Origin of the sequence: Telmatobacter sp. DSM 110680 (assembly GCF_039994875.1) — a bacterium.
In the GTDB taxonomy this organism is placed as follows: domain Bacteria; phylum Acidobacteriota; class Terriglobia; order Terriglobales; family Acidobacteriaceae; genus Telmatobacter.
The window spans coordinates 1,156,428-1,176,839 of record NZ_CP121196.1 but is presented as its reverse complement, the minus strand read 5'-3'; the positions used below and the strand labels follow the sequence as shown (position 1 = coordinate 1,176,839).

Annotated in this window: 12 protein-coding genes and 2 tRNA genes; 4 read left to right on the top strand and 10 right to left on the bottom strand. The window is 57.3% G+C overall.

Annotation, left to right across the window (positions count from 1 at the left end):
- The first annotated feature begins 12 nt into the window (after window positions 1–12).
- A complete protein-coding gene (locus tag P8935_RS04700; RefSeq protein WP_348263860.1) occupies window positions 13–3,417 on the top strand; it encodes a hypothetical protein in 3,405 nt (1,134 codons plus the stop codon).
- 18 nt (window positions 3,418–3,435) lie between these two features.
- Here the strand turns inward: P8935_RS04700 and P8935_RS04695 are convergent, their stop codons facing one another.
- From P8935_RS04695 to P8935_RS04680, 4 genes are all read right to left on the bottom strand, one after another.
- A complete protein-coding gene (locus P8935_RS04695) occupies window positions 3,436–7,848 on the bottom strand; it encodes a DEAD/DEAH box helicase (protein ID WP_348263859.1) in 4,413 nt (1,470 codons plus the stop codon).
- 173 nt (window positions 7,849–8,021) lie between these two features.
- A tRNA-Cys gene (locus P8935_RS04690) sits at window positions 8,022–8,096 on the bottom strand.
- A gap of 72 nt (window positions 8,097–8,168) precedes the next feature.
- A tRNA-Gly gene (locus P8935_RS04685) sits at window positions 8,169–8,243 on the bottom strand.
- A 39-nt stretch (window positions 8,244–8,282) separates the two neighbouring features.
- Window positions 8,283–8,978, bottom strand: a complete 696-nt coding sequence (locus tag P8935_RS04680; protein WP_348265308.1) for an ABC transporter ATP-binding protein — start codon at window positions 8,976–8,978, stop codon at window positions 8,283–8,285.
- Between the two features lie 271 nt (window positions 8,979–9,249).
- Here P8935_RS04680 and P8935_RS04675 point away from each other — a divergent pair, with 271 nt between their 5' ends.
- Together P8935_RS04675 and P8935_RS04670 are read left to right on the top strand one after the other, a co-directional pair.
- Window positions 9,250–9,534 carry a hypothetical protein gene (locus P8935_RS04675; protein WP_348263858.1) on the top strand — a complete coding sequence of 95 codons (285 nt, stop codon included), beginning with the start codon at window positions 9,250–9,252 and terminating at the stop codon, window positions 9,532–9,534.
- 164 nt (window positions 9,535–9,698) lie between these two features.
- The gene (locus P8935_RS04670; protein ID WP_348263857.1) at window positions 9,699–10,619 is read left to right on the top strand and encodes a hypothetical protein; all 921 of its coding nucleotides are present in this window, start codon (window positions 9,699–9,701) and stop codon (window positions 10,617–10,619) included.
- A 58-nt stretch (window positions 10,620–10,677) separates the two neighbouring features.
- Here P8935_RS04670 and P8935_RS04665 read toward each other — a convergent pair whose 3' ends face one another.
- Window positions 10,678–11,139, bottom strand: a complete 462-nt coding sequence (locus tag P8935_RS04665; protein WP_348263856.1) for an NINE protein — start codon at window positions 11,137–11,139, stop codon at window positions 10,678–10,680.
- A 167-nt stretch (window positions 11,140–11,306) separates the two neighbouring features.
- Here P8935_RS04665 and P8935_RS04660 point away from each other — a divergent pair, with 167 nt between their 5' ends.
- Entirely contained in the window at window positions 11,307–12,182 is an 876-nt protein-coding gene (locus tag P8935_RS04660; protein ID WP_348263855.1) for an aldo/keto reductase, read from the top strand.
- 3 nt (window positions 12,183–12,185) lie between these two features.
- Here the strand turns inward: P8935_RS04660 and P8935_RS04655 are convergent, their stop codons facing one another.
- The 5 genes from P8935_RS04655 to dnaG form a co-directional block, all read right to left on the bottom strand.
- Window positions 12,186–14,285, bottom strand: coding sequence for a S9 family peptidase (locus P8935_RS04655; RefSeq protein WP_348263854.1), 2,100 nt, complete (start codon window positions 14,283–14,285; stop codon window positions 12,186–12,188).
- 133 nt (window positions 14,286–14,418) lie between these two features.
- On the bottom strand, window positions 14,419–15,870 hold the full coding sequence (locus tag P8935_RS04650) for a GH1 family beta-glucosidase (RefSeq protein WP_348263853.1): 1,452 nt from the start codon (window positions 15,868–15,870) through the stop codon (window positions 14,419–14,421).
- 207 nt (window positions 15,871–16,077) lie between these two features.
- Entirely contained in the window at window positions 16,078–16,365 is a 288-nt protein-coding gene (locus P8935_RS04645) for a hypothetical protein (RefSeq protein WP_348263852.1), read from the bottom strand.
- A gap of 150 nt (window positions 16,366–16,515) precedes the next feature.
- Window positions 16,516–18,204: an RNA polymerase sigma factor RpoD gene (gene rpoD / locus P8935_RS04640; RefSeq protein WP_348263851.1), complete on the bottom strand. Its 1,689-nt coding sequence runs from the start codon at window positions 18,202–18,204 to the stop codon at window positions 16,516–16,518.
- A gap of 397 nt (window positions 18,205–18,601) precedes the next feature.
- Window positions 18,602–20,386 (bottom strand): DNA primase, encoded by a 1,785-nt coding sequence (dnaG, locus tag P8935_RS04635; RefSeq protein ID WP_348263850.1) that lies wholly within the window; start codon window positions 20,384–20,386, stop codon window positions 18,602–18,604.
- Between the last annotated feature and the right edge of the window lie 26 nt (window positions 20,387–20,412).

Here is a 20,412-nt window from a genome sequence, read left to right as displayed (position 1 = left end):
CAAGAGGTCGCCATGAATTTGACGAATTTCTGCCAGCGTTGCTGGGCAGGTTCAGTATTCTGTCTGGTCCTTTGCTCGACATTCGTGAGCGCGCTGGCACAGCAGACTCCGACACCCTTCGCAGGCGTAGCGGGACCGCAGCGGGCAAACAACGAAGGCCGAACTCAACTACTGATGGTCGTGCGCAAGAGTGTGGGCTTCCGCGAAATTGGTCCCGCCATCTCCGGCGGACGCGTCACCGCCGTAGCAGGTGTTCCCGGCAACAGCGAAGTCTTTTACGTTGGCGCGGCGGATGGCGGCATATTTCGCACCGACAACGGTGGCACGACCTGGAAGGCGCTCTTTCAATACGAAAGCGTCGCATCCATCGGCGCGCTCGCCGTCGATCCGCAGAATCCGCAGATTATCTGGGCGGGCACCGGCGAAGCCAATGTACGCAACGATGTCTCTTTCGGTGACGGCGTTTACAAGTCAACCGATGGCGGCGCGCACTGGAAGCGGATGGGACTTGAACATAGCCTTCAGATCTCCAGGATCGCCGTCGATCCTCAACATCCGGGGACCGTGCTGGTGGCCGCGATGGGGAGTCCGTACGCCGACGATGATGACCGCGGCGTCTACCGCACTACCGATGGCGGCGCCACATGGCAGAAGGTCCTATTTGTTGGCCCGAGTGTCGGTATATCCGACTTGGCCTTGAACCTCGAAAATCCCCAAATGCTTTTCGCGGCTGCATATCGCTTTCGACGCACGCCATGGAACTACTCCGACGGCGGACCAGAAGATGCGATTTATAGATCGATCGATGGCGGCACAACCTGGCAGCGTCTCAGCGGCCATGGTCTGCCTGAGGCGCCAGTCGGCCGCATCGGCCTGGCTATCGCACCCAGTGCGTCCAGCGTGGTCTACGCGGTGATGGGTTCCAACGAGGGCGTTCTCTGGCGTTCCGACGACTCCGGTGATCACTGGTCGCTGGTGAGCAAGAACGAGGAAGTGGATTCGCGACCGTTCTACTTCTCCCACATTGCTGTCGATCCTCGCAACTCCGACCATGTCATCGCCTTGTCGAACCTACTGATGGAATCGAAGGATGGCGGGAAAACTTTCAACGCAATCGCAAAGCAGATTCACGGCGACCATCACGCCATCTGGATCGATCCCTCCGGCAGTGGACGCACCATTGAAGGCAACGACGGGGGCATCGCGCTCTCCCGCGATAACAGTGCGCACTGGGCTTTTATTCATAACATTGCCATCGGCCAGCTCTATCATGTGAGCGCAACCGGAAATCGATGGACGCTCATCTGCGGTGGTCTGCAAGACAACAGCGCATGGTGCGGCCCCGGCATAAGCAAGGACCCGACCGGCATTCTCGATCGTTACTGGTTCACCCTGAATGGCGGCGACGGAATATTTGCTATTCCCGCAGCAGACGATCCAAATCTGATTTACGACAGCACTCAGAACCAGGTGCTGATGACCTTCGACCGCTCCGGCCAGCAGATACACGATATGGAACCCTACCCCAGCGACTTCAATGGCGGCGGGGTTGCCGATCAGAAATACCGTTTCAATTGGAACGCGGGCTTCGCCGTCTCCCCGCAAAACCCCAAGGTGCTGTATGCGGGCGGCAATGTTGTTTTCAAGAGCGAAGATCGCGGCCGCACGTGGAAACCGATCAGTCCCGACCTGACCCGCAATGACAAGGACAAGCAGCAATCCTCCGGCGGCCCGGTCATCAAAGACAACTCCGGCGCAGAGGTCTACAACACGATTCTCGTGATCGCACCATCAGCCAAGGATCCCAACGTGATCTGGGCCGGAACCGACGACGGTGAAGTGCACGTCACCCGGGACGGTGGCGCCAAATGGACCAACGTCTCTGACCACTTGCTCAGCGTGCCCGCATGGGGACGCATCGACTCCATCGACGTGGCAGCGGACGATCCAGGAACGGCGTTGATTGTGGTTGACCGGCATTTCAGCGGCGATTTCAAACCTTATCTATTTCGGACCACTGATTACGGTGCAAGCTGGCAATCGATCAGCGGAGACTTACCGCAGGTGTATGCGCACGTAGTGCGGCGCGATCTCCATAATCCCCACATGTACTATGCCGGCCTCGAAAGCGGCTTATATGTGTCCTGGGACGAGGGGGCGCATTGGAATCTCTTTGGCTTGGGCCTGCCTGACAGCGCCGTATATGATGTAGCGCTGAACGCGCAAAACAACAGCCTTGTCGTGGCAACGCACGGGCGATCTGTGTGGATACTCGACGACCTGGCACCCTTTCAGCAGTTCAATCCAGAGATCAAAAAGCAAACCGTTCAACTCTTTCCGCCAGCGGACGCTCTTCGCTACTGGCCCGCGACGCAGGTTGAGGCGCTTGGCGACGGAGCATTCTACGGAAAGAATCATCCTTACGGCGCCGAGTTCAGTTACTATCTCGCGCACGAGTCCAAGGAGCCGGGTCAGTTGGTTATTCAAGACGCCGCTGGTCACATCGTAAGAACGCTGAAAGGAACACACACGCTCGATCCGGACGAAGCTCCTCCTGAAGATGAAGACCTTCCGTTGGCGGCTGAATCGACCTCTCCAGTGCATGCACAGCATTCAGAACAGCAGGAAGCAAAATCGGCGCAGCCGCCCGCTTCTTCGCAGGCCCAACAGCAACTCACTCCTGGGAAGACCGCGAGCGAAGAAGGCACCTCAGAGAAGCCGAAGGAAATCCCGTGGGTTCCAGCGAAGGAGGGCCTGCAGCGCCTCAGTTGGGATCTGCGCGCCGATGGTCCTGTGCGCTGGGAGAGCGGCAAAGACTTCCTCAAGGGACCGAGATCGGGTGCACTCGTTCCTCCCGGTGACTACACCGCAATCATGACCGTCGCCGGCCAGACTAATTCGCAGAAATTTGTCGTAGTAGCGGACCCCACCGCGCACGCCGTTCAGGCAGACATGGAAGAGCGCTACCACGTCACCGAGTCGGCCCTGCACGAGCTGTCGCAGGTTGACGCCGCGCTCAATCGCATCGACGCAATCCACGCGCAGCTAGAGGCTTTACGTGCAGCCGCCAAGGGAATGCCCGACGAGCAGAAAGTGAAGAAGCTCATCGACGAGTTCGAGAAGAAGATCAAGGCAGCCGAAGCGGTATTAACCAGCAATGCCGGCGCCGGCGAATCAACGTTGCGTACTCCCGATCAGATTCACGAAAAATTGCTGGCACTGGACGGACTGCTTGAAGGCGAGGATTATGCGCCAAGCGCCGCAGTCTTAGAGGACAAAAAGGCTATCGATACGGAATACCAATCCGCGATTAAGAAGTTCGACGAATTTCTCACTTCAGACGCCAACCCGTTCAACAGTTCCATGGCGGCGATGAAGATCACCGGAGTTATCACGGGAGAACCGCTAGAACCATAGCCATTCATTTTTAGAAATTCAAGAGCCAAACAGGCTCACTTGCTGGCTTTGATTCGCCGCGCGTGTCAGTGCATTCCGCTCCCCGCGGTCGCGCTGCCCCAGACGGTGAACCGGAGCCGCAGCTACGGGCATGGGCTTCTCAATCTCTTCTGTAGAGAAGACGAAAGACCTGCCGGGCACAGCATGGATGCGTTCGCCCGCAACAAGTATGCCGATCAAATTCATGGGGTCGGCTCCTGCGATGCTTACCGCATGATGGTCTTTGCGGCTGTTTGTTGCACGCAGGCTATCGATAACCTCGGGCAACGCGAACTGCTCGCCTCGGAATCCGCCTGCGACGAAACGTCCGCCGCGCACTTCTCCGCGATCTTCCAGGCGGCGGAACATCCGCAGCAGCGTTCCCCAGCGGGGGATGTTGCTTTCGAGCTCAACCAGGTCGCGAAAGACGACTCCATATCGGGACAGGAGCATGCGAGCGGCCGACTCCACGGCTTCATCCTCGCAGCGAGCCTGTTCGAGAGGATCAGTTGGATTCTTCGCGTCCGAACTGAACAGCGACCATCTTCCCGCCGAACTCCGCTGCTTCCGATACGATGGACTTTCTGCTGACCCGCGCCCCGGATCGATCATCGCGCGCAACTGATCGAAGCCGTCAGCCGCGGCCAGCCCTGCGGAAGCCAGTTCCCACAACGCATGTTGCGTCTCGATCGAACTCAGACCAAGCAGCCGCTGAAGATCCTCAGCGAAGCACGCTCCGCGTTGGCCCAGGAATTCCCAGATATTCAACGCATTTGGAGTGAGCGCCTGTCTGAGTTTTGCAGCCTCAACGCTTTGCTCTTTCAACGCCAGATTCAGCCAAGCCGCCGTGTCGCGAAGATAAAAGGCAATGGGTGCTGACTTGCTGGGAATCACCCGCCGCGGTCCATTCCCGTTTCCCGCGCTGAATGCTGGATGAGGTGACACACGACCCCACCCCACGGCTCCCGACAAACACAGGCGATCGAGCCAGCGCGGATCGTAATTAGCAACACGCGAGGGCAGAATTGTCTTCTCCCATTCCACAGCCGGCGCTTCAAATCCTTCGAGCTTGTTGAGAACCTCCAGCAGTCCTTCCTCGCCGGCAAGCTGGGTCTGTGGTGCAAGGTGCTGCCATCCGAGCAGCCATCTCATGAATATTTTCGGAGAAACCGCCTCCACCTGTTTCCTGCGACTCCCGATGGTGAGCTTGTGAATCCGCTGAAGAATACGACGCTCGCACCATTCAATTTCGCATTCCGCTTCAGCAGCCGCCCTCTCGAACGCGCCACGCATAAGAATGCCCTGCGCTTCCAACGCTACAAATTGTTGAAACACAGATGCAGAATTCAATGAAAGTTCATGCGCAAACGCTTCGGCAGTGACTGGCCCTAGAATTTGAATCCAACCTTGCACGCATTTCTTCAATGCTTCTTCGCGTGCACCATTTTCATCAGGCGATCCAGACCACAAAGCCTGCATCATAGCGAGCCGTTCCGTCGCGACCCAGCATCGCAGGCTCCCACACTCGAACGTCTGCGCCCTGCCGTCGCGCTCCAATCGTTCGTAAAAATCCATCCAATGTCGAGCGCGTTCCTGCTCCGTGATGGAGACAGGCAGCACGACAAGGCTCATCAGCAGGTCATGCATTTCGTGGCAGTCACGGATATCGGGCCAGCACTCCGCGCGAACGGTGTCTATTGCCTTCGGATCCAGCTTTCCCGGCTTTTCCAGAACACTTTGTGGAATGCCGTTTTTCAGAGATATCGCGCGCGCACGGCGCTCTTCCAATCCTGCTTCATCGAGGAACGCGTATGGATTCGCATTCAGCAACTCATGCGCGAATTGCGATGGCACCGGCGTATCCACTGCCAGACAACGTATGCTCCCGTCTTGAATGCCGCGCATCACCACCAGCAGACCTTCAAGGTCCATTGCCTCCTGAAGTACATCGCCCATCACTTCACGGACCAAGGGATGATCAGGAATCTGAATGTCGCCTTCGATGTTTTCGAAGCATGCAGCCGCCTGAGGAAAGACGCTTGCCAGCAGATCCTCTGAGCGGGTGCGTTGAACCTGCGGAGCGATACGTTTCCCCTTGGAGTTGCGCAACAATTGCAAACTGCGCCCCGCCGCCCAGCGCCACCGCGTCTTGAAGACAGGTGCCGCCAGCGATGCCTGTTCCAGTAACGACCGCGTTGTGATCTCCGTGAGGAACTGGAATACATCCGATAGTGGGAAGCTGTGCTGCTCCGCAAGCGAGATGTTGATTCCGTTATCGGTGGCTGCGGCCTGCAGTTCAAAGTTGAAGCCTCGACAGAATCGCTTCCGCAGCGCCAATCCCCAAGCCTTATTCACGCGTCCGCCAAAAGGCGCATGCAGAATGAGCTGCATACCCCCACCCTCATCGAAGAAGCGTTCCGCAATGATGGTGGATTTGGTCGGAACAGCGCCAAGCACCGCCCGCCCGGCAACAATATAGGTCACCAGTTGCTGCGCTCCCCACTTGCACACGCCGCACGCCTCCATCAGCCAGGCGATCGCGGACGCGACTTCAGGCTGTGCAGCAGAGATGAACTCCGGCGAAACCCCCGACGTGCGCTCGCAGATCTGTTTTCGCAACTCGCTCACGCCGTCCGAAAGCACATCGGTTCTCTGCGGCGCTTCACCCGTCCAGAAAGGCACGCTGGGAGGCGCACCCTGAGCGTCTTCGACGTGAACCTGCCCGGCAGATTCAATACGCTGCACCCGCCAGCTTGAATTACCAAGCAGAATCACATCACCGGGACTTGAATCGACAGCGAAGTGTTCGTCAAGCGTCGCGATTTGCACCCCGTCCGGCTGCAAGATCACATTGAACAGAGCCGTATCTGGAATAGCTCCACCATTCGAAATGGCAATCATGCGAGCGCCGCGCCGTGGATGCAGCTGTCCATGAATGCCGTCATGCAGAAGGTATGCACCATAGCGGCCGCGACTCGATTCGATTCCATTGCAAAGAAGCGCGACAATCTCTTCGAATTGTTCCCAGGTCAGGTTGCGATATGGATAAGCGCGGCGCATCACCGCGAACAGAGAGGCCTTGTCCCACGACTCCGCTCCACACGCAGCTACAATCTGCTGCATCAGCACATCCATTGGCTGCGCTGGAATTTCAAGAAGGTCCAGAGATCCAGATCGCATTTGCCGGATCAGCGACGCCTGCTCCAAAAGATCATCACGCGTAGTTGCAAACAACCGCCCTTTCGGAATCGCGCCGCGCCAGTGACCCGCACGTCCAACTCGCTGCATGGCAACGGAGATGGCACGGGTGCTGGCTATCTGGCAAACAAGATCGACATTGCCGATATCGATTCCAAGCTCCAGGGAAGCGGTCGCGACCAGTATTTTTATCTCGCCTCGCTTCAAGCGCCTTTCTGCATCCAGCCGCAAGCTGCGCGAGAGCGATCCGTGATGTGCCGCCACATTCTCAATGCCGAGCCGCTCCGCCAGCGCGAACGATACTCGTTCCACCAATCGTCGCGTATTCACGAACACCAATGTGGATCGATGACTTTCCGTATAAGTCGCTAGCTTGTCGAAGATCTCTTCCCACATCCGATGCGAGGTCACCGAGGTCAGTTCATCACTCGGAACTTCGATGGCCACATCCAACGATCGTCTCTGGCCCATCTGAACGACCGTTGCCGGCGTGCGACCTTGGCATGTTCCTGTGAGGAAATCGGCAACCAGTTCAATGGGATTCTGTGTGGCAGAAAGTCCGATGCGCTGGGGAGCCGTCAGCAGACCAGTGATGAAGGAGCCGGGCGAGAGTCGATTCTCGCCGCAGACGAGCGCATCCAGCCGCTCTAGCGAGAGTGCAAGATGAGCGCCGCGCTTGTCATCGGCCACCGCGTGGATTTCATCCACAATCACGGTCTCCACGTGATGCAGACGCTCGCGGCTGCGCTTGGCAGTAAGAAGTATGTACAGAGACTCCGGTGTAGTGACCAAGATGTGCGGAGGCTTGCGCAGCATTGCCGCGCGTTCTTTTGGCAACGTGTCGCCCGTGCGCACACCAGTGCGGATCTCCATTGAAAGAACTCCGCGCTCCAGCGCCAGTTGCTGGATCTCTCGAAGCGGCTCCTCGAGATTTTTCTGAATGTCGTTGGAGAGAGCTTTCAGCGGTGAAACGTAGACCACCTGCGTTGTCGGCGACAACGACCCGTCAATGGCCCGGCGAAATAGCCGGTCAATGCAAACCAGAAATGCTGCGAGTGTCTTTCCCGATCCCGTAGGAGCCGAGATCAAGGTTGGCTTCGCCTGCAGAATGCTCGGCCAGCCGTGCACCTGCGGTTCGGTCGGAGTTCCAAACCGGGTGACGAACCATTCCGCAACGATCGGGTGAGCCCAGGCAAGCTGAGGGGGGAAGCCCATAAGAGATTCTAGCCTCTTCGCCTTTTGTTTGCTTGATGATTATTGCAGCGCCAACTGGCTCACGCTGACGTGACGACCCGAAACAGGAACGGGCACTTCCTCTGCTCTTGCAAACGGCAATCACAGCCGGCGATGACGCAGTGGAGAATTTCTAACTTTGCGTTGAAAGGAATTGGAGGCGCGGGCCGGGATCGAACCGGCGCATAAAGGTTTTGCAGACCTCTCCCTTACCACTTGGGTACCGCGCCTTTGGCAGGGCTGTCTTTATTTTCAGCGCTCCACATCGCCGTAGCCAACCCGGCGGGCGCCGGAGGGCGATTTGGAGCGGGAGACGAGATTTGAACTCGCGACCCTCGCCTTGGCAAGGCGATGCTCTACCACTGAGCTACTCCCGCTTACTGCAAAGTCGAGTATACCGGGCTGGCCAACACGGGTCAAACCGCTGAAACTGCTCCGCCCTGCTGGCTAGTAGCCGTTCCCATCCCGCTTGCCTTATACCCCAATCCGTTCTCGATCCTTATAATCTCGCCGTCGCGCATATGCAAAATCCGACCGGCGATCGAGGCAGCCTCTGGATTGTGCGTGATCATCAGCGTTGTCTGGCCAAGCTCCTGATTCGAACGTACCAGCATCTTCAGCACCGCATCGGAGTTCTTCGTATCCAGGTTCCCCGTCGGCTCGTCCGCCAGCACGATAGACGGCCGCGTTATCAACGCGCGCGCAATCGCCACCCGCTGCTGCTCGCCGCCGCTGAGCTCCGACGGCCGGTGCTCCAGCCGTCCCCGGATCGACAGCAGATCGCTCAAATGCTCCAGATAAGCGCGATCCATCGGCTCTTTGCGTCCGCTGACCGTATACGCAATCTCAATATTTCCCATGGCAGAAAGCGTGGGCAGCAGGTTGAACTTCTGAAACACGAAGCCTATCCTGTGCTTGCGCAGCCGCGTCCGATCCGCATCGCTTAGGCTCGCAAAGTCAACGCCATCAATGACAACCTTGCCTTCGCTCGCCCGTGTCAAACCGCCAAGTAGATAAAACAGCGTCGACTTTCCTGATCCCGAGGGCCCCACGATTGCCACAAACTCGCCGCGCTTCACCTCAAACGACACGGACCGGACTGCTGCGACCATAATCCGGCCAGCGGCGTAAACCTTGCTCAAATTCTCGGCGACGATAATCGGATCGGACGCTTCTGCCTGCACATTCTCATTGTAAATGTCTCTTTTGCTCGATCCTTTTCGCCACGCGCACTTCAAACAAGTGCACGCGGCCACGAATTACCGCTCCGTCGAATACCCGGCCAGTTCTTCCAATGAGATCTAAAAAATCATGCCGTCCTTTGGCCTCCTGTGCATCCCTCAAGCTTTGTTAGAATCGCTGCACGTCGAGGAGGAATTGCACATGGCCGCTGGTGCCGGAGCCGCTGCAGCCGCTGCAGCCGTCGCAAACGCCGTCAAAGCTTCAGGTGCCATCGTTCAGGTCGTGCCGGAAGATTTTCTCAAAATACTGGCACGCGCCAAAGATCCCCTGGTCGTGACAGCAGAGGGAGGATTCTTCTCTACGAAGTACCAATACCTCACCAGCTATAAAGGGCTCGATTTCTACTGCCTATCTGACGAAGTGCTCCCAATGCCTGGCGGAACAGAATTGATACCTGCCGGCAAAATCTGGATTCCGGGTATGTAGACCCGCTCCGGGGTAATTCGTCCCCTAGATTGCTGGTACGCGACGGGTTGTCGGAATTTGCTTCGTGAACCTTGCTCTTCGATCAGCGACCGCAGCATCCGATGCTCCGATTCCTTCCCCATACACTAAACTGGATAGGACACGAATTCACCGCAGGTCCATTCATGACATCGAAAGCTAATCTCGTCTCATCCATTGAAACGGCCGCCATCAAGGCAGGCCTCAAGCTTGTCTCCGCCACTGAGGGATCCGATCTCAGCGGCCAGCCTACGCAGGTCTTCCAGCTTGGTCTACCGGGACTCGATGATCGCAGGCTTCAACTGGAACTCACCGAGGCCTTTGATTTCGATAAGGCCAATCTACTTCCCGAGATGGCAGCCCACCTCGCTGCGGAAGCCAAGCGCCTGCGCAATCCGCGCCCCGATTGCTACGTTACTCTGGGCGGCCTGCCCCTCGCCTTCGGCAAATTCCAGTGGCCCTTCCACCGCTCCACGTCTGGCTCCGACACTTACATCGTTCACGGTGAGATCTCGATTGCCGACGGCGGTGCGCACAACCTGCATGCAAAAGTCGCTGCCTCCGTCACCGTCACCTTTGCCGAAATCGTTCCGGCCATGGAACAGCCCTACGCGGAAACCTTTGTCTACAACGCCATTCGTAAGACCGTCGACTTCGGACAGCTCGAATTCCTCAAGTCCGGCAATCGCCAGCCCGTCCCCGTCACCACCCGCTTCTATAGCCGCTGGCAAAAGAAGTTTGTCTTTACCGAGACCGACGACCAGGAGCGCTTGCGCTATTTGCTCAGCAAGATCTACTGGCTTTCCGGCGTTCTGGGAGAAGGCAAGCCGGTGTGGATCGCCGATCCGCGCGATGCCCAATATCTGAACACTACGGAATCCGATCTGCTCCGCATGGCAGGCCAAGAAGCCGGTGAAGGTCTGATGACGCTGAGCGGGGAATATGCGGCAGCCACTCCGCAACTCATGGCGCGCTCCGCAGAATATGAAGCAGCTCGCGACGCGGCACTCAACTTCACCAAGCCGCAGTTCAACGAGTCCATGCGCTCGGGCCACGCGAATATGTAATTCCGTCGGAGGTCGACCAGTTCGACCATCTGTGAGCGCTCTTAGTTCGTCTCGGCTCCTACAATGCGCCGCCGCACCCCGAGCAAAACTTCGCTCCCGCTGGATTCGTCTTCTGGCATCTGGAACATGCCACCAGCGTTCCGGGCTGCGTCATTGCGGAAACACTCGGCGCGGGCGCACCGGTTCCGGGCGGCACATTCACGTTGATGTTGATGGGCTGCCCATAAGCCGGCATCGTGATTCCCAGTGCTGCAGCAATGCCCGCCGCCTGGATCGCGTTGAACTCCCGCACTCGCGCAGGCATAAAGAAGCACTCGATGAACCCTAGCACCGTCGGAATTCCCGTCCAGAAGAAGACGATGTAGAGGATCCCGAGTCCCGTCCTTCTCAGATAAAAGTGATGGACTCCAAACGTCCCCAGGAACAGCGCCAGCAGAATCCCCACAACCTCGTCTCGCCGCGCCTGCTCGTACTGCTGGTAGAACACTGCCTGCGCATTCACATAAGGGGTGGTCGTCATGGCTGCATCTCCTGCGTTCCTTGCATTAAACCATACGCACCCAGCACGTAAGGAGTTCCCGCCGACCCGTTTCGGGACCCCAGTCTTTAGCCCCTAGTCTCTCAGTCTGTTCTCGTTGTCCACTGCCCGCTATTCACCGTCGACCGTCATCAAGCATCATAGCCATCATGAACACTTCACTCGGTGGCACCCTGCAAATCGGCGGTGATCTCCCCGTCCATCGTCTCGGTTTTGGGACCATGCGTCTGGTTGGCGATGGCGCCTGGGGCGAGCCGCAAAATCCCGAAGAGGCCCGTCGCGTCCTCTGCCGCGCCGTCGAACTCGGTGTCACCCTGATCGATACCGCCGATGCCTACGGTCCCGAAGTCGCCGAACGCCTCATCTGCGAAGCGCTTCACCCCTATCCGCCAGGTCTCGTCATCGCGACCAAGGGCGGAATCACTCGTCAGGGACCCGCTAAAACCGAATACGTTGGGCGGGCCGGCTATTTAATCCAGTGTGTCGAAATGAGCTTGCGTCGCTTGAAGCTCGAACGCATTGACCTGTACCAGTTACATCGCATCGACCCGCGTACTCCGCTCGAAGAATCGCTCGGCGCGCTTCGCCAGATGCAGGAACAGGGGAAGATCCGCCACATCGGTCTTAGCGAAGTCACGCCGGCAGAGATCGAGCAGGCTCAAAAGATCGTTCCCATCGTCAGCGTGCAAAATCGTTACTCACTCGCCGACCGACGCCACGAGCAGACGCTGAACTGGTGCGAGCAGCACAACATCGCCTTCCTTCCGTGGTATCCGATCGCCGGCGGCAAGCTGCTCAAGCCCGATCACCCTTTCGCGCAGACCCTGAAGCAACTGGCTGCGCGCTACGACGCCAGTCCTGCGCAGCTCTCCATCGCGTGGTTGTTGCATCGCTCGCCAGTCATGTTGCCCATCCCGGGCACGTCGCAGGTCAAACACCTCGAAGAAAACATCGCCGCCGCCGCCCTCCCGATCGGCCCCGACGAATGGGCACAACTCGAGGCTGCTTCGCAGGAGCCATCCTGAGCTCTATTTCGCAGCAGGGTCTTTATCGTCCTTCTTATCGTTAGGCCGAGGCGTCAGCGCCGGCGCCAGCGGATCGCCCCAGATGTAATGGCCAAACCAGTTCTCGTTCTCCTCCATCACCGCGCGCTGCTGCTTCGGCTTGTTGATCGGATGTCCGAACCCGTCATACAGCACCATCTTTACGGGAACGCCGTGATCCTCAAGTGCCTGTCGCAGTTCAAAGCTATTGGGCACCGGAACCCGCTTGTCCGCGCTCCCCTGCTGAATCAGCGTAGGCGTCTTCGCCTTCGAGATATAGCTGATCGGCGACGTCTTCTTGTAAATCTCCGGATCGTCCCATGGCGTTGCGCGCAAATACTGCGCGGTGAACGGAGTGATGTCGGTGTTCGCGTAATATGTCATCCAGTCTGAAATCCCTGCCCCCACGCTCACCGCTTTGAACCGGTCGCTCGACGTCGTAATGAACGCTGAAATATATCCGCCTTCGCTCCACCCCATCGATCCAACGCGGTCCTTGTCCACATATCCCTGCGCAATCAAATAGTCCACACCCGAAATCACATCGGCATAGTCACCCACGCCCAGGTTGCGCACATTCAGCGCACGAAACTTCGCACCATATCCCGCCGATCCGCGATAGTTCGGGCGCAGCACCAGCGCACCCTTCGCCACAAATCGCTCGATCGGGTAATAGCGATCGGCACTCACCACCGGCATATCGATCCCTGTCGGCCCACCGTGAATTACCACTAGCAGCGGATACTTCTTCGTCGGAGAGAAATCCGCAGGCTTGTACAGCACGCCTTCAATTTCCGTTCCATCTCCCGACTTCCACCGCACCACCTCCCGCTTCGCCAGCGTGTACTGCGCCTCCTGCCCGCCTGCATGTGTCAGTCGCCTCGGTGATCCTTCCGGGAGGGCGGCGGTGGCGTAAATCTCGGCATATTGATTAGTTCCAGCTCCGCGATACGCCAGTTGCTTGAAGTCCTTCGAAAACGTAAATGATCCCGCAATCTCACTGCCCGGCATCGCCATCTTCTTGATGCCCTTGCTTGCGGGATCAAGCAGGTACAGCGACGAACTCATCTTCTGCAAGCCTGAGAAGTAGATTCCTTCCGGTGCCCACTTCAACAGATCTGGATCTTCATCGAACGCATCACTGATCACCCGCGGAGTTCCCCCCTGCGCATCCACCACTGCAATCTTCTGGTTCGCGTAGAAGAAATACTTCTCTCCGTTCGAAGTCACGTAGGCGATCTGCTTCCCATCGGGTGACCAATGCGGATCCGAATCCGGTCCAGGCATGTCGACGATCTTCTTCACCACGCCGTCCTTAACAGCCACCACATAGATGTCCTTCGAGAACGAAGAGATCAAGTCAGGGTCGCGTGCCGCACTGAACGCGATCTGTGTCCCATCCGGCGAAAAGGAAAATTCCTCCACACTGAACGAGTCTTCTTTTGTGATCTCCTTGGGTTCGCCTACCGCACTCACGCGGGCCGCCTCGTCCGTTTTTGGCAGATCAATCGACCACAAATGAGTCATCTCGTAATCAGCGTGAATCACGTGATAATCGCCGAACGACTCCTTGCGATCCTTCATCGGCTTCGGCTCTGGAGCCTCCGCCGAAAATGCAATCCGCTGCGAATCAGGAGCCCACTCGAATCCGCCAACGCCCTTCTCCATCTTTGTAAGTTGCTGTGCCTCGCCGCCATCCGCGGGCATGATCCAAAGCTGTCTCTTCTCCGCTGGCGACTTCGGCAAAGACCCTGGCCTGTCGGACACAAACGCGATCCACTTTCCATCCGGTGACCACTCCGCCGGATTGCAGGAGTGCCCAGTCGTCGTCAATTGATGCCGTTCTCCTGTAGCGACGTCGGCAATCCAAAGGTCTGTCTCAAACGCATTTGCATCCCAGTTCGTCCGCGTCTGTTCGTACACCACGCGTTTGCCGTCCGGCGAGATTTTGGGCGAACCCACGCTGTACATCTCGAGCGATTGATCGATCGTGGGAACCTTGGCAGCTGTCTGCCCATCAGCGGTCCAGTACATCGACGCAGCCACGGCAACAAACACGAAAATCCGAATTAATGAGCGGCTCACGGGGAATCTCCTTCAGAATTTCTCGCAGTATACCCCGCTGAGACACAGGGTCGAATCCGTCACTTCCTTCATCCACGAAAACAAAAGCCCGCAGCCTTGGGGCCGCGGGTCTCTGGCAACGCGTTCTGCGCGACTATTCCACTCGGTTATTGGCGATCGTCTGTTTGTACCACTCTGCGCTCAGCTTCGGCGTCCGCTTCAGAGTCTTGAAGTCAACGTAGTGAAGGCCGAACCGCTTCGAGTACCCATCGGCCCACTCGAAGTTATCCATCAGGCTCCAGAGGAAGTAGCCTTTCACGGGATAACCCTCGCTCACTGCGCGATGCAGTTGTGTCAGATGATTGCGCAGATACATCACGCGGTCAACATCCTCCACGCGGCCAGCAGGCGTCAGCACATCGTCCGATGACGTTCCGTTCTCGGTGATGAATATTGCCGGAACCTTGTCCTTCCAGATGTCGCACACATTGCGCACGCCCCAGTAGATGCACTCTGGCCCAAGCTGCAGCCAAGGGGAGGCCATATGCGGAAACGAAGTCGGCATCGGTTCCATCGCATATCCCTGCGCCGACCCATCCGCACGTGCATAAAGCGGCACATAGATATTCACGCCGAGGAAATCGATGGCGCTGCCGATCGCCTTCATGTCGCCATCTTCAACCTTCGGCGCATTTGTTCCTTCGTGAGCAAGATAGCTTTCCGGATACTTGCCATCCAGCAATGTCGTCAGGAACGGAGCATTCACGTCGCGCGTTGCCTTTTGCGCGGCTTCAATGTGCTCATCAGTTTCCATCACGGGGGCTACCACGATCGCATTCTCCGCAAGCCCCACCTGCGTGCCGCTCGGAGCATTCGCTCGAATTGCCTGCACTCCCAGCCCGTGTGCCAGGATGGCATGATGCCGGATCTGATTTACCGGACCCGCACCGAGTTTCATCCCCGGTGCAAACTGGCCTTCTTTGTAACCAAGGTCCGTAAAGCAGATGAATTCATTGGTCGTCATCCAGTGCTTTACCTTGTCCCCCAAGTGCTTCGTCACGTAAGCGCAATAATCCGCAAAAGCCTTTGAAGTATCCCGCGATTGCCATCCGCCCTGCAATCCAGCAGGCGTGTCCCAGTGAAACATCGTCACGTACGGGGTAATGTTGTTTGCCAGCAGTTCGTCCACAACCCTGCTGTAATAATCCAGGCCCTTTTGATTCACCTGTCCGGTGCCGGTGGGAAATACGCGCGACCACGAAATAGACATGCGATACGTGCCGACGCCTAGATTCTTCAATAGCTGCACGTCGTCTTTGTAAAGGTGATACGAGTCATCTGCAACGTCGCCCGTCTCGCCATTGTGCGTCTTGCCCGGTGTGTGCGAGAACACATCCCAGAGCGACGGGCCGCGACCATCCGCCTGTGCGCCGCCCTCCACTTGATACGCCGCTGTTGCGCATCCCCACAGAAATCCCTTGGGGTATTCAAGACGCATCGGATGCGGCTCACCCAGGGCAAGGCGTGGCAAAGAGAGACCAGCATAAGTTGCGGCTGCTGCTGCGGCAACACTTTTTCCAAATTGGCGACGACTGATAACTTTCATGCGAATTTTCCCTTCACAAAACCATGCAAAACTCGTGCGAAAACGTTTTAGCAGAGCATTGCGCAGGTCCGCAAGCGGATTTAATCGCGCCACTCGTTTTGAGGGAAACTTCCTGAAATCTTGAAAAACAATGAATGGCCGGGCAGTCTTTGACTGCAGCCGGCCGCATTGTTTTAACACCTTTAGTTCTATTGCTCTAGGAATTCTCTATTCAGGAGTTCTAGCGCCTTCCTTGGCACCATTCACGGCACCTTTGGTTGTATCCTTCGTCTTGCGATACGCCTTCTTGGTGCCACGCTTGGTCTTGTGGTAAGCCTTCTTTGTTCCTTGCTTGGTTCCGTGCGCCGCGTCCTGGGCCGCGTATTTCGTCTCGCGCCCGGCGTTCTTCATATCCTGCTTCGCGCCGCTATCTGTCTGTTGTGCTGTGGCAAAAGCCGGCCCACACAACAGAGCCGCTCCGAGGATCATCGTGGAAAACTGAAAATTCTTTCTCATATATAAGTTGATTCGTTTTTGATCGCTTAAGTTGGCCGCAAGCAGCCGTCCGTCACTCCTCAATCACCCTCACCGCTCCAAGCAAAGGACTCAAAACAAAGGCCGCAACCTATTGGCTGCGGCCTTTGAACAATTCTTGGTTGCTGGAGGTTACATTTCTTTAACGCCGTCCACGAACGCCTTCAGTTTGCGCGAGCGTGACGGATGACGCAGCTTGCGCAACGCCTTGGCTTCGATCTGCCGAATGCGTTCGCGCGTCACCTGGAAGCTCTGTCCTACCTCTTCCAGCGTGTGCTCCGAGCCATCTTCCAAGCCGAAGCGCATCTTGATAACCCGCTCTTCACGCGGCGTCAATGTACGCAGAACCTGAGATGTGTACTCCTTCAGGTTCACGCTGATCACAGCCTCGCTCGGCGAAACCGCCTGCCGGTCTTCAATGAAGTCGCCGAGGTGCGAGTCTTCCTCTTCACCAATTGGCGTCTCCAGTGAAATAGGCTCCTGCGCAATCTTCAGCACCTTGCGAACCTTCGCGACTGGAATATCCATGCGCCTTGCGATCTCTTCGCTTGACGGCTCACGACCCAGCTCCTGAACCAATTGGCGAGACGTACGGATCAGCTTGTTGATCGTCTCGATCATGTGCACCGGAATACGAATCGTACGTGCCTGGTCCGCAATCGCGCGCGTAATCGCCTGGCGGATCCACCACGTCGCGTATGTCGAGAACTTGTATCCGCGCCGATATTCGAACTTGTCCACCGCCTTCATCAGGCCGATGTTGCCTTCCTGAATCAGATCGAGGAACTGTAGTCCGCGGTTCGTATACTTCTTTGCGATTGAAACCACAAGACGAAGGTTGGCTTCGATCAGTTCCCGCTTCGCCTGCTCGGCGTCCATGTCGCCCTGGATCATTTCGCGCTGCGTGCGCTTCAATTCGACAATTGAAACACCCGCGTCGGCTTCGATCTTTTCCAGATCAACTTTGCAGTTCTTCTGTTGGCGACGGTATTCCTTCTTCAGTTCATCGCTCTTCGAAGCTTCATGCTTCTGATCGAGCGAACGAATCTGGCGTTCAAGAGTACGCATCGTGTCCACGGTCTTGTTGACCTTGTCGAGCAGGCGCTTGCGTTCCAGGCCCGTGTACTTCAACTCGCGCACAATCCGTGATACGAATACCTTTTCGCGTGCGATCAGCCAACGCAGCTTGCGCAGTTCCTTCTGGCTGGTCTTGCTGTTTGCTGCGGCTTGTTTTTCTTCAAAGCCCGCAATCTTCTTCTGGTGCTTCACCATCGCGTCAATACGCGCAACCGTGGACCGCACGCGCGACTGCACTACTTCTTCGGTCAGCTCTTCTTCGTCGAAGACCACGACCTCTTTCACGTTGCGCACGCCACGCTTGAGGTCTTCACCGAGGGCCAGAATCTCGCGAATGACGATCGGCGAACGGGAAATCGCTTTCAACACACGCATCTGTCCGCGCTCGATACGCTTGGCGATTTCCACTTCGCCTTCGCGCGTAAGCAGCGGCACGGTGCCCATCTCGCGCAGGTACATGCGAACGGGATCATTGGTTTTTTCGAGTGTTCCAGGCGTCAGGTCAAGCTCTACGTCTTCGCCTTCTTCAAGCTCAAAATCCTTGTCCGCACCGAATTTCGGTGCGTCCAGTAGATCGATGCCCTGGCTGCCGATCGTCGTCAGCAGGTCGTCCATATCATCGGCGGAAGTGCTGATGTCCTCTGGCAACATGTCATTCACGTCGCCATAGGTCAGGTAGCCCTTTTCCTTGCCGGTATCGATCAGGTTAGTAATGTCGTCTTCAAATTTGTCGTTGATGGCCAAAACTGTTCCTACTCTCCAGCGCGATCAAGTTTTAGCACCGGTTCGCGCACCAGTGCAGAGCTCGTTCCGCGCGCAACAAAATTTGGATGCCCAAACGTGCGCATTTGCGGACACGAACTCCTGTCCCCCGCATGAAATAAGCGGTCTAAATAGTCGCTCGGAGCAGGATCATCGCGCTTCAGGTTTCGCCTGGTCGCCCGCGAGCCGAAGCTCATATTTGGGGCAAGGGGGCGCGCATCCTCACAGAGATCAATAGATTAACACAGCTCATCTCGCCGTTAAACCGCGAAATTCGAGCCTGGATTCCCCGCGGGTAACCGCCTGTCGCCCGCTGTTCTTGTTTATTTGGACGTGTTCCGTGTCCAAACCGACTCAAAAAAATCAATAATTTGCGGCGTCAATTTCCGGCCGGTCCCGAGGCCCGCAACTGTCTCAACGCTCGGTCCAATTCCAGTTTTCTTTGCGTCAATACAGCGAGCTCTGAGAAATCGCCTTTACGTTCGGCGTCCTGAATCTGCGCCCGTATACTTCGCAACTCCGCCTCGATCTTGCGCCTTTGCAGGCTGACAATTGCATCTATCACCGTTTCCGACGAAGGAGGCTCAGTTTCGGCCAGCAAAGCCTCTGCCAGCAGCGCCCTCTGCGCCGGATTCTCGACCACGTCCATCGGATCACGCGACCCACGGTTGGCCAGCGCCATCAGGGCATCGAATGCGCCAAGCCCCTCAAACCATTGTGGTTGCCTAAGTAGCGCATCGGCGGCCGAGCGCCTGGATTCCTCGTGCTCAGGATCTGTCACCGCTAAAGCCCGCAGGAGGACCCGCTCCACCTCCGTCAGTGCCGTCGCTCGCACCTCGATGTGGTCTCGCCGCCTTAAGGCTGCCTGGCGCAACTCCTCTCGCAGCACCGCCGAGTCGATCCCCAACTTCTGCGCCGCATCCATCGCGAACTGATCGCGAACCAGCTTCTGCGGAATCCTCCGAATGTGCGGCAGCAAGTAATTCATTGCCTTCAGCTTCTGGTCGGCAGCCGGACCAGGAAACATCTGTCGTGCGCGCTCAATCAAATAGTCCGACTGCCGCCTTGCCCCCATCACAGCCTGCGTGTAGGCCTCCACCCCCCGCTCGCGGATAAACCGGTCCGGATCGAGTCCGCCGTCCAGCGTCACGAGCTTTAGGTTAAACCCCTCTTCCGTCAACAAAGCAATGGACTTCTCGGCCGCATTTGCCCCCGCCGCATCCGGGTCGAAATTAACTACCACGTTCTGCGTGTGCCTCCGCAAAATCGCGACCTGCTGCTCGGTAAAAGCTGTCCCGCTGGTGGCGATAACGTGCTGAATTCCGCGCAAAAATAGCGAAATACAGTCCATTTGCCCTTCAACGAGCAGCGCATATCCCGCCTGCCGGACTGCGGATTTAGCCTTATCCAGATTGAAAAGAACCTGCCCCTTCGTATAAAGCGGCGTTTCCGGGGAATTGATGTACTTTGCGCCTGCCTTTTCCCCCGTCTCCAGCGTCCGCGCCGTAAACGCGATCACCCGCCCGCTCTCATTGCAGATTGGAAATGTCACCCGCTTGCGAAACCGGTCGTAAATGCGCCCTTCCGTCCCATCGCCTTGTTCCTTCGAACTGAACAGCCCCGATGCCCGCAGAGTGGCCTCATCCGCCATTCCACTCAGCCGATCGCGCAACGCCCCAAAGCTGTCCGGCGCATATCCGATCCGAAAAACTTTGATGCCTTCGGGCGTCACCCCCCGACCAGCGAGATACTCACGCGCCGAAGCCCCCTCCGGCCCGCGCAGTTGCTCCTCAAACCACGTAGCCGCAGCCTCATGGAGATCGAGCAGCTTCCCCCGCATCCGCGCTTCGGCCGCTTCCTCGGGAGAAGAAAACTCCCGCTTCGGCAACGGAATCCCGTTCTTCTGCGCGACAATCCGCACTGCCTCGGGAAACGAGACATTCTCGATCTTGCCCACAAACGAGAACACGTCTCCCGATACGCCGCACCCAAAGCAGTGATAAAACTGCCGCACCGCGTGAACGGAAAATGAAGGCGATTTTTCCTTGTGGAACGGGCACAGACCCGAGTAGTTCTGCGCGCCCGCCTTGCGCAGGCGGATGTACCCCTCGATCATCTTCACGATGTCGACTTGCTGCTTGACGGTTTGAGCGAAATCGGACACGGATGGAATCTGTAGTTAAGAATAAG